The organism is Brevibacterium sp. R8603A2, from assembly GCF_023072605.1.
Lineage (GTDB): Bacteria > Actinomycetota > Actinomycetes > Actinomycetales > Brevibacteriaceae > Brevibacterium > Brevibacterium pityocampae.
Genome location: NZ_JALLGN010000003.1, coordinates 26,830 through 40,172 on the forward strand (window position 1 = coordinate 26,830; position 13,343 = coordinate 40,172).

16 protein-coding genes are annotated in these 13,343 nt (G+C 71.0%); 7 read left to right on the forward strand and 9 right to left on the reverse strand.

Features of this window, described 5'->3' with window-relative positions; genetic code table 11:
• Nucleotides 1-35: 35 nt before the first annotated feature.
• Nucleotides 36-1,073: a nitronate monooxygenase gene (locus MTQ12_RS03665; RefSeq protein ID WP_247424048.1), complete on the reverse strand. Its 1,038-nt coding sequence runs from the start codon at nt 1,071-1,073 to the stop codon at nt 36-38.
• Nucleotides 1,074-1,242: 169 nt separating this feature from the next.
• On the opposite strand from MTQ12_RS03665, the gene MTQ12_RS03670 reads away from it, so the two are divergent.
• The 3 genes from MTQ12_RS03670 to MTQ12_RS03680 all read left to right on the forward strand — a co-directional run bounded on the left by MTQ12_RS03670 (nt 1,243) and on the right by MTQ12_RS03680 (nt 3,172).
• A complete protein-coding gene (locus MTQ12_RS03670) occupies nt 1,243-1,995 on the forward strand; it encodes an SDR family oxidoreductase (RefSeq protein ID WP_137318663.1) in 753 nt (250 codons plus the stop codon).
• Between the two features lie 21 nt (nt 1,996-2,016).
• Complete coding sequence (locus tag MTQ12_RS03675) at nt 2,017-2,574, forward strand: NAD(P)H-dependent oxidoreductase (protein WP_137318662.1); 558 nt, start codon at nt 2,017-2,019, stop codon at nt 2,572-2,574.
• 109 nt (nt 2,575-2,683) lie between these two features.
• The gene (locus MTQ12_RS03680) at nt 2,684-3,172 is read left to right on the forward strand and encodes an Rrf2 family transcriptional regulator (RefSeq protein ID WP_137318661.1); all 489 of its coding nucleotides are present in this window, start codon (nt 2,684-2,686) and stop codon (nt 3,170-3,172) included.
• A gap of 55 nt (nt 3,173-3,227) precedes the next feature.
• Here the strand turns inward: MTQ12_RS03680 and MTQ12_RS03685 are convergent, their stop codons facing one another.
• From MTQ12_RS03685 to MTQ12_RS03700, 5 genes are all read right to left on the reverse strand, one after another.
• The gene (locus tag MTQ12_RS03685) at nt 3,228-4,124 is read right to left on the reverse strand and encodes an arginase family protein (RefSeq protein ID WP_247424050.1); all 897 of its coding nucleotides are present in this window, start codon (nt 4,122-4,124) and stop codon (nt 3,228-3,230) included.
• A gap of 38 nt (nt 4,125-4,162) precedes the next feature.
• Nucleotides 4,163-4,564, reverse strand: a complete 402-nt coding sequence (locus MTQ12_RS03690) for a Rid family hydrolase (protein ID WP_247424052.1) — start codon at nt 4,562-4,564, stop codon at nt 4,163-4,165.
• 140 nt (nt 4,565-4,704) lie between these two features.
• Nucleotides 4,705-4,887, reverse strand: coding sequence for a hypothetical protein (locus MTQ12_RS03695; protein WP_247424054.1), 183 nt, complete (start codon nt 4,885-4,887; stop codon nt 4,705-4,707).
• A 90-nt stretch (nt 4,888-4,977) separates the two neighbouring features.
• Complete coding sequence (locus tag MTQ12_RS14935) at nt 4,978-5,100, reverse strand: hypothetical protein (RefSeq protein WP_282599157.1); 123 nt, start codon at nt 5,098-5,100, stop codon at nt 4,978-4,980.
• A complete protein-coding gene (locus MTQ12_RS03700) occupies nt 5,097-5,501 on the reverse strand; it encodes a hypothetical protein (RefSeq protein ID WP_137318657.1) in 405 nt (134 codons plus the stop codon). The genes MTQ12_RS14935 and MTQ12_RS03700 overlap by 4 nt, the downstream gene beginning before the upstream one ends.
• A gap of 225 nt (nt 5,502-5,726) precedes the next feature.
• Between MTQ12_RS03700 and MTQ12_RS03705 the strand changes: the two genes are divergently transcribed.
• The 3 genes from MTQ12_RS03705 to MTQ12_RS03715 all read left to right on the forward strand — a co-directional run bounded on the left by MTQ12_RS03705 (nt 5,727) and on the right by MTQ12_RS03715 (nt 7,802).
• Nucleotides 5,727-6,266: a cell wall-associated hydrolase gene (locus tag MTQ12_RS03705; protein ID WP_137318656.1), complete on the forward strand. Its 540-nt coding sequence runs from the start codon at nt 5,727-5,729 to the stop codon at nt 6,264-6,266.
• A 155-nt stretch (nt 6,267-6,421) separates the two neighbouring features.
• Entirely contained in the window at nt 6,422-7,270 is an 849-nt protein-coding gene (locus tag MTQ12_RS03710) for a hypothetical protein (RefSeq protein ID WP_175406861.1), read from the forward strand.
• 139 nt (nt 7,271-7,409) lie between these two features.
• A complete protein-coding gene (locus MTQ12_RS03715) occupies nt 7,410-7,802 on the forward strand; it encodes a metalloregulator ArsR/SmtB family transcription factor (RefSeq protein ID WP_137318654.1) in 393 nt (130 codons plus the stop codon).
• 16 nt (nt 7,803-7,818) lie between these two features.
• On the opposite strand, the gene MTQ12_RS03720 is transcribed toward MTQ12_RS03715, so the two are convergent.
• From MTQ12_RS03720 to MTQ12_RS03730, 3 genes are all read right to left on the reverse strand, one after another.
• Nucleotides 7,819-8,754, reverse strand: a complete 936-nt coding sequence (locus MTQ12_RS03720) for a DMT family transporter (protein ID WP_247424056.1) — start codon at nt 8,752-8,754, stop codon at nt 7,819-7,821.
• Nucleotides 8,751-9,962 carry an aminotransferase class I/II-fold pyridoxal phosphate-dependent enzyme gene (locus tag MTQ12_RS03725; protein ID WP_247424478.1) on the reverse strand — a complete coding sequence of 404 codons (1,212 nt, stop codon included), beginning with the start codon at nt 9,960-9,962 and terminating at the stop codon, nt 8,751-8,753. Before MTQ12_RS03725 ends, MTQ12_RS03720 begins: the two co-directional genes overlap by 4 nt.
• Nucleotides 9,963-10,197: 235 nt before the next feature.
• Nucleotides 10,198-11,694: a glutamate--cysteine ligase gene (locus MTQ12_RS03730; RefSeq protein ID WP_247424057.1), complete on the reverse strand. Its 1,497-nt coding sequence runs from the start codon at nt 11,692-11,694 to the stop codon at nt 10,198-10,200.
• Nucleotides 11,695-11,920: 226 nt separating this feature from the next.
• Between MTQ12_RS03730 and MTQ12_RS03735 the strand changes: the two genes are divergently transcribed.
• Complete coding sequence (locus MTQ12_RS03735; protein WP_247424060.1) at nt 11,921-13,198, forward strand: M20 family metallopeptidase; 1,278 nt, start codon at nt 11,921-11,923, stop codon at nt 13,196-13,198.
• The last annotated feature ends 145 nt before the right edge of the window (nt 13,199-13,343 follow it).

Consider the following 13,343-nt stretch of genomic DNA (forward strand, 5'->3'; position numbering starts at 1 on the left):
ACGTCTTGACCGGTTACTTCTGCTGGCTTCTTGTCTCATGAGAGTGGGCAGAGGGCTGAGCAGTGGTCGTACTCAGTGTGTCCGCCAGCCAGGAAATCACGTCGGCTGGGTGTCCGTTGGGCGCAGAGGTGAAGCCGATCGGCGTCACCTGCGCGGCCTGCTGTTTGGCGTAGGGCGCGGGTCGGGTGATGTACGGCTGGATAGGCAGTAGGTGCGCTGTCGTCGTGCCGGTTAGTGAAGCCGTTGCGCAGTGCCCGTGCCGGGCGTCCGGTGAACGCGCGGGTGATGACAGTCTCAGTGAATCTCGGATTGGCGAGAGCGGCCCGATGTGTCGGCGATGTTCCTGCCTCGTCGGTGCGCAGCAGCAGCGTGCCGACCGTGACCGCCTCGGCTCCCGCATCCAGGAGTGCGCGGACAGTGGCCGGGCCATCCACACCACCGGCAGCGATCACGGGCAACTGGATCGTGGAGCGAACATCGCGCACGAGCGCTCCAATCGAAACCTCGCCCAGGCTCCGCGCGGGATCGTAGGTGGCGCTGTGCCCGCCAGCAGCCGGGCCTTGCACGATCAGCCCATCCACGCCAACAGCCTGCGCTTCCAGTGCTTCACCTGGCGTCGTGACGGTCGCGAGTACCTGCGATCCCGCCCGCTGCAGCGCGGCGATCGCGGCAGGATCGGGCAGCGCGAACGTCAGCGACACGACTGGAACCGGATGATCGATCAGCAGGCCGAGTTTGTCCTCCCAATGGTCGTCATCGGACACCGGGTCGGGATCGAGTTCGAGGCCGTAGGCGTCGGCCTCGACCTGCACCTCGGCGGCGTAGCGGCGGAACGCGTCACGGTCGAGATCGCTCTTGCTCGGCACGAACAGGTTGACCCCGAAGCGGTCGGTGTGCTCGCGCACCTCGGCGATCTGTGCGGCGAGTCCATCGCGGGTCTGGTAGCCGCCGGCGAGGAACCCGAACCCGCCCGCGCCAGCGACTGCGGTGACGAGCGCGGGCGTGGTCGGCCCGCCAGCCATCGGAGCGGCCACGATCGGCAGTGGAGTGTCCAGCAGGGGGGTGTAGTTCACGGATTCTCCTCTCGATACGGCCAACCATCGACGGTCTCGATCCCACAAGTGCTCGTCACAGGTGGCGGCGCCGCGGCGTCGGCGACCCTTCCATCCTACTTGGACATTCAGTATCCAAATACTCTAGGTTTGGTAGGGCGTACCCGTATCGACCCAGGAGGCAACAAGGATGACCGCTACTCGAACCGCACTCGTGACCGGAGCCAGCCGAGGAATCGGGCAGGCCACAGCCCGACGGCTGGCGTCGCTGGGCTTCGACGTGATCGCCCAGCATCGCGGCGATGACAGCGAGCTGGGTCCGATCCGTGAGATCGCCGCCGAGCACCAGACGACCGTGACCCCGGTACAGGCCGACTTCTCCGACCCCGGAGCGGTCGAGGCCCTGCTGCCACAACTCGATGCGGCACTCGACGGCCGCACGGTCGATCTCGCGTTCCTGAACGCCGGGATCGCGCCGTTTGGCGACTTCACCCAGCTGACGGAGTCGGCGCTGCGCGACCTGTTCCAGGTCAACACCATCGCCCCCTATGCACTCGCCGCAGGGCTGGCGGACAAGATGACGAGCCCTGGCGGGCAAGTCGTCTTCACCGGATCTGCCCTCACCCGCTACGCGTTCCCGGCATTGACCGGGTACGGGATGAGCAAGATCGCCCTGGAATATCTCGCCCGCAACATGGCCGCGAGCCTCGGGTCGCGGGGCATCACGGTCAACGTCGTCGCGCCCGGCGTCGTGGACACCGACATCAACGCCGGCTGGCTGCGCGGCAACGAGGAAGCAGCGGCCGGCACTCGTGAGTCGTCGGCGCTGGGGAGGATCGCCGAGGCCGATGACATAGCCGAGACGGTTGCCCTGCTTGCGCAGTCTTCGTCGCAGACGATCACCGGGCAGGTCATCGACGTGTCCATGGGCACCAGCCTGTAACCGACGAGGAGGCGAGCACTGATGAAGACCGTCGCGATCATCTACCACTCCAGCACGGGGAACGTGCACCAGATGGCCCTGGCCGCGCACACCCACGCCGAACAGCTCGGACACGGCGTCCTGTCCACCCGGCTTCCCGAACTGGACGACCCAGACGCTACCGTCGCCGCGCATCGGAAAGCCCTCGGCGACCTTGAAGCCGCCGATGCGGTTCTGTGGGGCACGCCCGGCCGGTACGGGGCAATGTCGGGGCCGATGAAGCACTTCCTCGACCAGACCCTGCCACTGCACCAGCGCGGCGCCCTGGCAGACAAGTACATGTCGACGTTCGTGTCCACCGCCTCCAACCACGGAGGACAGGAGTCCACGATCCTCGCGTTCAACAACGTGCTCTACCACTGGGGCGCGATCATCGTTCCCGCCGGAGCCGCAGGCGAGGCCCAGGCGATGCCGCTCAACGGCAACCCCTACGGTGTCTCCAGCGTCTCCAAAGCCCAGCCCGACGCGGTGCCGTCCGAGAACCTGGAAGCGATGAAGTTCCTGGTCGAACGGCTCCTCACGCTCGTGCCAGGCGAGTGACCCACGATCGTTCCGCCCCTGCCGCATCATCTGCGCGGCAGGGGCGGGCTGCTGCTCGCACCGTTGCTCAACCCGGACAATGCGGGTCTTCGTTGAGTAGGATCGACGTGTGAAACTGCCGCGCGGAACCGAGTGGATGGCCCACTGCCTCGTCGCGCTCTCCGCCTGCGAGGACATCGGCCCGCTCGCCAAGCACACCCTGGCAGAGATGTTCGATATCCCCGACGCCTACCTGAGCAAGCAGCTCCAGCAGCTCGTGCGCGCCGGCATCATCCGATCCTCCGCGGGAAACCGCGGCGGCTACTTCCTCGCGAGACCCGCGAGCACTGTGACCCTGCTCGACGTCATCAAGACCGTGCAGGGCGACGCCCCGCTGTTCGTATGTGAGGAGGTGCGCTGCCGCGGCATCTTCACCGACGACGCCGACGCCATCAGAGAGACCGGCCCCTGCGGTATCCACCACGCCATGGTCGAAGCCGAGAACCGCTGGCGCGACTCTCTCGCCACCGTCACTGTCGAAGCACTGACCCAACAGATCGGAGAACAGGGCGTCACCAGAATGCGCGACTTCGCCCGAGCACAGCGCGCCCATCAATAGTTGGCGCGGTGCCGCTACCCGAAAGGTAGAACGCCACGGGCCAGCCTGTGGGTCGTCAGTTCCCCAGGAGCGGCATCCCGTTGATCAAGCCGCGGAGGGCGAGTACGTCGCGTGGGATGAACTCTGCGACCGTCAGGCCAACCACGTCTGCGGCCGCGGTGAGGTCAGCGACGATCCGCCGCACGTCTGCGCGGGTAAGCCCACCGGGAACCATGCCCAGCCCGAGCGCGACCTCGTCACTGTCGACGACATCGACATCGAGGTGGATCGCAAGTTTCGTCGCCCCGGTGCCCGCCACCCACTCCAACAACCTGGCGCTGGAGCCTCGCAGATCGTCAGGCGTGAACACGGGCAGACCCCACGAGCCGACGTTTTCGTACGCGTCCTCGACCCAGTCGTGCAAGCCGACCAAGGCCAGCCGAGAGGCAGACACCGTCGCCGGAAGCATACTCGTGACCTCCGGGTCACCGTGGCCGAGCAGCGTGCTCACAACCATGGCGTGGTAACCGTCGTAACCGGTGGCGTTGGTGTCAGTGTCGGGATGCGAGTCGATCCAGACCACGGCTAGATCCTCGCAATATTGCTTCGCGAGGGCGGCGAACGGAGCCACGCTCACCGAGCATTCCCCACCGAGGGTGAGGATGCGATCGGCCTCGTGCCGGGCGATAGCTTCCTGCGCGGCAGCCAGAGAGTCGATGACCTCCTGACGGGATTCAACGCCGTCGGTGGAGTCGCTCTCGCTGTCGGCGACGGGCACGACTTCGGTGGGGCCGTCGTGGTCGGGCAGGATCGCCTGCAGCACGCGCGAGCCGAACGCGTATCCGCACCTGGCCTCATCCAGGGAGAACTCCGCCAGCATCTCGGCGACCCCGTTGCGGCCCGCGCCTTGCCACTGCGGCCAGACCAGGCGCAGCGTGCTCGTGGCCTCGGTATCGTTCACGTTCTCGGTCATGTAGTTCGCTTCTCCTCGTCAGGTCTCGGTGCGATGTCTCAGTCGCGGATGATCGCGGTGATCTCGATCTCGACGCGCATCTTCTCGTCACCGAGCGCTGCGACACCGATGTTGGTCCAGACCGGTGGCTGCTCGGGCATGTACTGGCGCAGCTTCGAGGCCATGTAGGCGACCGTCTCGGCATCGATGTCGACGTGGTAGGAGCGCACGTTGACCACATCCGCCCAGCCCGCACCGGCAGTGGCGAGGGTGCGCTCGATGTTCTCGAACGCCTGGTCGATCTCCTCGGTCAGGGTCCCGGGGAACTCCCACTCGTCATTCCAGCCGCCCTGACCTGCCAGCTCGACCCGGTCACCGATCTTCACAGCTTGCGAGTAGTGGAACAGTTCCCGATTGCGGTCGCCATAACCGGGGGTGGTGAAGAACTCGACGCCGCTCATTCTGTGGATGCTCCCCTCGTTCTCGGTGCAGCTTTTCGCACATGAGCTACTCACATGCGGTGACCAACAATCGTATCGACTGGCCACCGACCCGAGCGAACTCGCGGTCAAGACGCTCCCGTCTGCACGAACACACACCACTACATAGAGCAAAGAACCCAGAACACCATGTAGTACGGGATCAGGATCGATTCCGTGTATTCGGTGAGCCACGCCAGGCCCTCCGGACTCGCCTCGGTGCGGTCGGCCTCGCGGATGATGACGGGGACGAAGATCGCGGTGGCGCCGACGACGCCGACGAGCCCGGCGATGTTCGTGCGCACGGTGTCGGAGTAGCGACGCGGGATCGCGCGGGCGCCCGTCCGCTCCTCCCGGCGGCTGCGCCGCGTCGATGCGGTGTCGGTGTCGGCGGATCAGGTGTCAGCAGCGTCGGCACCGGCCGCGGCACCGGTAGTGGCGGTCCCGGCGTCGTCGACGGCGGGATCGGACCCTGCCGCCCCCGCCTCGGCCGAGGTGCCCTCGCCCCGGGTGGTCACGGCGCGTCCGGCCGGTCCCCCAGGGGCCCGTTGCTCGCCGGGCCGGGCCCCTCGGCCACCGGACCCGGCGCCTCGGGACCGGTCGCCCCGGGACCGGTCGCCTCGTGGCGGGCGGAGCGGTCGATCGGCCGGTTCCACGAGCCGTCGCGCTTCTGCGCCCGGCGCAGCTCGCGCGCCTCCGCGCGGGCGGCCTCCTCGATCTTGAGCCGCTTGTCGCGCTCCTCGTGGTCCTCGCTCGGGCTCCGGTACTCCCAGACGAGGAGCACGGCGACGAGCACGACGCCGGCGATCGTCCCCAGTCCCAGGCTGCCCCAGGGGCGCGGCAGGCTGCCGAGCCCGAACGCGAGGTGCACCCCGGAGGTGACGGCGGCGGCAGCGAGGATGGCGACGATGTAGCGCATGCGCTCATCATTCCAAGGCTGCACACAACCGGCAAACAGGCGGGCCGTGCCGCACGCGGATGCCGATCGTGGCGGCCACCCGGAATCCGGACTGTTGAAGCCTCAGTCTCAGTTCACCGGACCTTCATCCCGGTTCGTCCGCCGACCCCTTGAGACCCGGCCGGGCACCTTGCCACGGTGGGTGGTGTCCAGCGAAGCCGAGCACACCGACAGGAGAGATCCCGAATGCTCACCCGCACCGCAGGAACCACTCTGGCCGCAGCCGGGCTCGTCGCCGGCGGAGCGCTCGTCGGCCCGACCGTCATCGCCCCGGAGACCTCCGGCACCGTCGCAGCGGCCCAGTCCGTCGAGGACCGGAGGCAGAACATCATCGACCGCGCGAAGCACTGGACCGACCAGGGCGTGCCGTACGACATGACGAAGTACGCCGCGGACCCCGACGGCGTGAACTACCGGACGGACTGCTCCGGGTTCGTGTCCATGGCCTGGGGACTCGACACCTCGCTGAGCACCGTCACCCTGCTCGAGGTCGCCCACGAGATCCCCAAGGACGACCTCCAACCCGGCGACATCCTCCTCAAGGGCGGACCGGGCACCGCCGGGGCGGCCGGTCACGTGACGATCTTCAACGGCTGGGCGAACGCCGAGCGCACCGCCTACCACGGACTCGAGCAGGCCGGGGCCACGGGAGCCGTCGAGCGCGTGATCTCCTACCCCTACGATCAGGACGATTCGTACGTCCCCTACCGCGGCAACGGGCTCTGAGCCCCGCGCCCGGATCCCGGCCGCCACCCCGGCACGGGATCCGGGCCCCGCACCCCGGCGCGTGCCGGGCACCTGCAGACCCGGGTACCCGGCACGCGCCGTGCCGTCACCGCGCTTCCCCGAACCTCCCAGCCGGCGTCGCTACGATGGTCGCGATGTCCCAGCGCACGTCTGCCCGCCCTGCCCCGCGCCGTACCGCCCCCGCGGTGCGGCGCTCCGCCGCGTCCGCCGCGACCGGGCGGGACAGCGGGCGGGCGAGCCGCCGGGATGGTGACCGGGAGAGTCGCCGGAACGGTGGCCGCGCGGCCGGGAGGGCGCAGCCGAGGTCGGCCGGTCGTGCCGCCGGGCACGCGGCAGGAGTTGCCGGCCGGCGCGCGACACCCCGCAGCACCTCGACCCGCAGCGCTTCGTCCCGCAGCACCGCTCGCCGCCGCCCGGCCCGCCGCTCCGGGGGCGCCCGCGGCCCGCTCATCGGGCTCGCGCTCGCCGCGGGTTTCCTCGCGGTCGTCATGGCGTTCAGCTGGGCCGGCGGCCTCGTCGCGCCCGTCCCCTCGCAGATCCGACAGTGGGAGTACAGCAGCGTGGACCGACTCAACCGGGCCCAGATCGACAACGCCCGCACGATCATCGCGGTGGGCCGCGGCGGCGACATGTCCGACGACGCGATCACCATCGCGCTCATGACCGCCATGCAGGAGAGCTCCCTGCGCAACCTCGACCACGGCGACCGCGACTCGCTCGGGCTGTTCCAGCAGCGCCCGTCCCAGGGCTGGGGCACCCCGGACCAGGTGCGGGACCCCGTGTGGGCCGCGAAGTCCTTCTACGGCATCAACGACCGGGGGTCCAACCCGGGGCTCGTGCACATCCGCGGCTGGGAGTCGATGACCCCGACGGAGGCCGCGCAGGCCGTCCAGCGTTCCGCCTACCCCGACGCCTACGCCCAGTGGGAGGGCCTCGCCGCGGAGCTCCTCAGCACGCAGGACGACGTGGCGCCCATCGTCTGAGTCCGCGGCGCAGGATCCGGAGGCACGATCCGGGGGTGGACGGGCCGGGCCGCACCCGCGGGAGCGCGGCGCACCGGTGCGGACACCGCGCACGCGGACGCGCCGACCGCACCCGCGCCCGAGGTGTAGCATTCCATCCATGACTCACCCGGTGCGCACGCACACCCATCCCGGAACCGACTCCCACAGCCACGGCGTCGAGGAGAGCAGCGGGTCCGCCGACGGGCTCGGGCACGTCGACGATCTCGCCGCGATCGAGCGCACCGCCGAGGTGTTCAAGGCCCTCGCCACCCCCTCGCGCCTGCGCATCCTCCTCGTCCTGTCCCACGGGCAGTCGACGGTGACGAACATCGTCGACATCACCGGGCTGTCGCAGCCGCTCGTGTCCCAGCACCTCAAGCTGCTGCGCGGGCTCCACCTGGTGAGCGTGCAGCGCCTGGGACGCGAGGCGATCTACTCCCTCATGGACGACCACGTCGCCCACATCATCCTCGACGCGATGGCGCACACCACCGAGCCCCTCGAGGGCTGAGGGCCGACCCCGGCGTTCACCCCCGGCGTGCGGACCAGCGCTGCGCCAGGCGCCGTCCGCCGGACACCCACCACACGCTCAGCGCGACGAGCGCCATCCCCGCGAGCTGGGCGAACGTCGGCTGCTCGCCGGCGAGCACGACCCCGAGCAGCAGCGCCGAGGCCGGCTGCAGGAGCATGAGCGAGGCGCTGACCTCGGGGCGCACCCCGGTGGCGGCGGCGCTCAGCAGCAGCCACGGCAGCACCTGGCCGAACACCGCGAGCGCGACGAGCCAGCCCACCGACTCCGCCGCCGGGATGACGGACAGGGTCCCGGCCGCGCTGCCGAGGACGAGCACGGTGAGCGCGGCGGTGCTCGTCGCCACCGCGACGGGCACCGCGATGAAGCGGCCGTCGACGGCCCGGCACCGGTGGTTGCCGTAGAGGTACACCCCGTAGCAGACCCCGGCGAGCACCCCGAGCACACCGCCGCGCAGCGGGTCGACGGCGAAGGGGTCCGCGCCGAGCACCCCGGCGGCGAGCACGAGCCCGGCGAGCATGACGGGCAGCGCGAGGACGAACTGGCGGGAGGGCCGGTCGCGGTGGAGGAGCCACAGCAGGCCGGGGAACACGAACACCTGGGTGCTGATGAGGAGGGTGGAGACCGCCGCGCCCGTGTCGAGCACCGACTGCGCCCACATCATGAAGTCGAGGCCGAGGAACACCCCGCCGCCGGCCGCCAGCCCGAGCATCGCCGCGCGCGGGCGGCCGCGGCGCCGGACCTCGACGAGGGCGAGCGGGAGCAGCACGAGCGCGGCGAGGAAGCAGCGGTGGAAGGCCGCGGTCGAGGCGTTCGCCTGCGAGAGCGCGACGAGGACCGCGGACGATCCGAGCATGACCGCGCCCGCGACGACGAGCGCCGACGCCATCGGTGCGGGCGCGGCGGGTGCGGGGGCCGCGGGGGTGGGGGTCACACCGGTGCGGCGGTCCCGCCGGACGCGCCGGTGACGGGCCCGTCCGCCGCCCCGCCGGCCGGGGCCGGGCGGGCGGCGAGCCGCTGCTGGAAGGCGCGGATCCGTTCGAGCGCGGCGTGCGTCCGGTCGGGGCCGACGGCGAGCGACAGGCGCACCCAGCGGTTCCCGTTGACGTTGTCGAAGTCGAGGCCCGGGGTGAGCGCGACGTGCTCCTCCTCGAGGAGCGCCGAGCACCATTCGGTGGCGTTCCGGTACGGGCCGAGCACGTCGTCGATCCGGGCGTACATGTAGAAGGCGCCGTCGGCCGGCGCGATGTCGCGCCAGCCGAGCTCGTCGAGCGCGTCGAGCACGTACTGCCGGGCTGCGGCGAACCCGGCCACCGCCAGCTCCCCCTCGGCGTAGGCGGCCTCGGAGAACGCCTCGATCGCGGCGTGCTGGGCCGGGACCGGCGGGCACAGGGTGAGGTTGCCGGTGATCGCCAGGCAGGGGGCGACGAGCTCGGCCGGCAGGATGGCCCAGCCGAGCCGCCAGCCGGTCATGCCCCAGAACTTCGAGAAGGAGGAGATGACGATCGCCTCGTCGGCGTAGGCGAGCGCCGTCTCCCCGATCGAGTCGGTGAAGGTGATGCCGTGGTAGATCTCGTCGGAGATCAGGCGCACGTCGTTGGCCCGGCACCACGCAGTGAGCTCGGTGAGCTGCTCGGCGTCGAGCATCGTGCCCGTCGGGTTCGCCGGGGAGGCGACGAGGAGCCCGGACAGGGGCGATTCGGCGTGGGCGGCCGCGAGCTGCTCGACGGTGGGCTGGAACCTCTCGGCGACGCCGCAGTCGAGCTCGACGACCTCGCAGCCGAGCGCGGCGAGGATGTTCTTATACGCCGCGTAGCCGGGGCGGGCGAGCGCCACCCGGTCGCCGACGTCGAACAGGGCGAGGAACGTCATGGTGAACGCGCCGGAGGAGCCGGTGGTGACGAAGATCCGCTCGGCGGGGACGTCGAGGTGGTACCAGCGCCGGTAGTGCCCGGCGATCGCCTCGCGCAGCGGGCGCACGCCCTGGACCTGCGAGTAGCCGAGCTCGGTGCCGTCGGTGAGCACCTCGGCGGCGCGTGCCCGCACCCCGGCCGGGGCGCCCTGCGCGGGCTCGCCCACGCACAGCGAGATGACGTCGGCGCCCTCGGCCTTGAGCTCGGCGACGCGCTCGATGATGTTCATCACCGCGAACGGCGGGACGCCGCGGGCGCGCTCGGAGATGCGGGTGGCGGGACGCGCGGGATCGGTGCCGGGGGCGGTGGACGCCGCCCCGGCCGGAGGCGCGGGATCGGCGGCGGGGCGGGAGGACGGGGCGGTGGAGTCGGTCATGACCTCACTGTGCCACACGCGCCGGACCGGTGCCCGGACCACGCCGAGGTGCCCGTGCCCGGGCGGCGGGGACCGAGGTGCGGGCCGCTCACACCTCGCCGACGGGCCAGGTGTGGACGGGGGCCTCCGTGCGCTGGTGGGTTATGTAGAGCTCCATGAGGCGGGCGAGCGCGGCCCGGCGCTCGGGCGAATCGGGCTCGGTGACGCGCGGCTTGAGCGAGTTGAGGGTGCGCAGCTGCCAGGTGGCGCCGTTCTGCCGGGTGCGGGCGCGCTCCTCGATGATCGTCATGTAGTGGTCGATCATCTCCGCGTCCGCGTCGAGCATCTCGAGGCCCTTGCGGGCGCGCGGCGCGAGCCCGGTGCGGATGAGCTCGGCGACGTCGATCCGGCCGGCCTTCGGCCACACCACGCGGGAGTACAGGCCGGAGCGGGCGGCGGAGAAGAAGTTGCTCTCCGCGTCCGCGAACGACAGCCGCGACCACACCGGCCGGTTCTCCTCGGTGAGGTACTTGACGAGCCCGTAGTAGAAGGCGGCGTCGGCGACCATGTCGGCCACCGTGGGCCCGGCGGGCAGGAGCCGGTTCTCCACCCGGATGTGGGCGAGGTCGTCGGCGCTCGGGGCGTAGATCGGCCGGTTCCAGCGCCACACGGTGCCGTTGTGGAGGTTGAGCGCGTGGAGCGTCGGGGCATTGCCCTGCATGACGGGGGTGCCGGCGTCCTCGCGGGACTCCGGGAGCATCGGCGGGAAGTAGCGGACGTTCTCCTCGAACAGGTCGAACACGCTCGTGATCCACCGCTCGCCGAACCACACGCGCGGGCGCACGCCCTGGGTGACGAGCTCGGGGGTGCGGGTGTCGATCGACTGGGTGAAGACCGGGATGCGGTTCTCGTGCCACAGCTTGCGGCCCATGAACAGCGGGGAGTTCGCGCTCAGCGCCACCTGGATGCCGGCGATCGCCTGCGAGGCGTTCCACGCGCCGGCGAACCGGTTGGGCGCGACCTGGAGGTGGAGCTGCATCGAGGTGCACGTCGATTCGGGGGCGACGTCGGCGAAGTCGTGCTGGTAGAACTCGCGGTCGGTGATGTCGATCCGCACGAGCTCCCCGCGCGCGTCGAGCACCGCGTTGCTCAGCGCCCGGTAGCGGTTCTCCTCCGTCATCCACGCGGGGTCCTCGAGGAACTCCGTGGTGAGCGTGGGCAGGGTGCCGATCATCCCGATCTGCGCGTCGTGCGCCCGGGCGCCGGCGTGGGCGGCCGCGAGCCGGGCGCGCAGCCCGGACTCGAGCTCCCGCAGACCGGTCCCGGACACCTGGAGGACGGGGTGGTTGAGCTCGATGTTGTAGGAGCCGATCTCGCTCTGGAACTCCTCGGAGTCGATCGCGGCGAGCACCTTGTCGTTGACGCGGAACGGCTGCATGTCGGCGTCGACGAGGTTGAGCTCGAGCTCCATGCCGATCGTCCCGTGGTCGACGAACGTCGCCTCCTGGAGGTAGGAGTCGAACGTCTCGAGGTCCGCGTTGAGGAGCTCCCGGTAGCGCGTCCGCTGCTCGGGGGAGTATCGCTGAGAGGAAACCGCATCGCCCATGACAGTAGACAACCACACTTGTGAGCGGCCGCGCACCGGTTCCGCGGGGATTCGTGCCCGGCGGGCACGGCGCACCCGGTGGTGCGGGCCCCGGTCGGCAGGGTCGGGCGGGGCCGGGCACCGGTCGGGCGGGGCCGGGCACCGGTCGGGCGGGGCCGGGCACCGGGGCGGGTACTAAAGTGAATCCGGCCAGCCGAACCCGTCCACGACCCTCCCAGGAGACCCCGTGACCCAGTCCGCCGCCCTCGCCCACCTCGACCGCAGAGCCCTCGTCGCCGCCGCGCAGGAGGCCCTGCCGCAGATGCTCGCCGACATCGAGCGGGTGATCTCGATCGAGACGCCGAGCGACGACCAGGAGGCGGTGGCCCGCGGAGCGGCGGACTTCGCCGCGCTCATCGAGGAGCGCCTGGGCGTCGCGCCGGAGTCGCTCGTCGTCGACGGCACCACTCACCTGCGGCTGCGCTTCGGCGACGGCCCCGCGCGGGTCGTGCTCGTCAACCACCAGGACACGGTGTGGCCGCACGGCACGCTCGAGCGCCTGCCCTTCAGCACCGAGGACGGGATCCTCCGCGGGCCCGGCAGCTTCGACATGCTCACCGGTGCGATCATGAGCGTCTGGGCGACCCGGCTCCTCCTCGCCGCCGCCGGCGTCCCCGTGCCGGACACGGAGGACACGACCACCGCCCCGGGCGCGGGAGCGGCGGCGACCGGCGGGGCCTCGGCAGACGCCGGCGCCTCGGGCCCGGTCCCCTCCCCCGCCGAGGCGCTCGCCGGGCTGTCGATCCTCGTCACCGGGGACGAGGAGATCGGCTCGGTGACCTCCTCGGACCTCATCCGGGCCGAGGCGAAGGAGGCCCGCGCCGTGTTCGTCATGGAGGCCTCCGCCGACGGTGCGCTCAAGCTCTCCCGCAAGGGCACCTCGATGTACACGATCCTCGTCCACGGGAAGGCCGCGCACGCCGGGCTCGAGCCGGAGAAGGGCATCCACGCCGGGCTCGAGCTCGCCCATCAGATGCAGGTCGTCGCAGGCCTCGCCGACCCCGCGGAGCAGACCACCGTGACGCCGACGAAGTTCTCCGGCGGGACCACGACGAACACGGTGCCGGCGCTCGGGCAGTTCGACGTCGACGTCCGCGCCCTCACCGCCGAGGAGCAGCAGCGCGTCGACGACGCGATCCGCGGCCTCACGCCGGGCATCGACGGCACCCGGATCGAGGTGCGCGGCGGGATCAACCGGCCGCCGTTCGAGAAAGAGATGTCCGCGGCGCTGTTCGACCGCGCCGTCGCGCTCGCCGCGGAGATCGGGATCGAGGAGCCGCGCGGTGTGCCGGTGGGCGGCGCCTCGGACGGGAACTTCACCGCCGGTGACGGCATCCCCACCCTCGACGGCCTCGGCGCGGTGGGCGACGGCGCGCACGCCGAGCACGAGCACGCGATCATCGAGCACATCCCGCCGCGCACCGCTCTCCTCGCCGCCCTCGTCGCCGACGGCCTCACGGACTGAGCGCCGCGAGCGGAGCGCCGCGGGCCGTGCGCTCAGGCGAGGCGCACGGCATGTGCACGCGGCGTCTCGTCCATGCGCCTCCGGGTGCAGTGCGGTGCGGATACTCGCGGGTATTCGCACTGCATTGCACCGGGCACCCCATCTG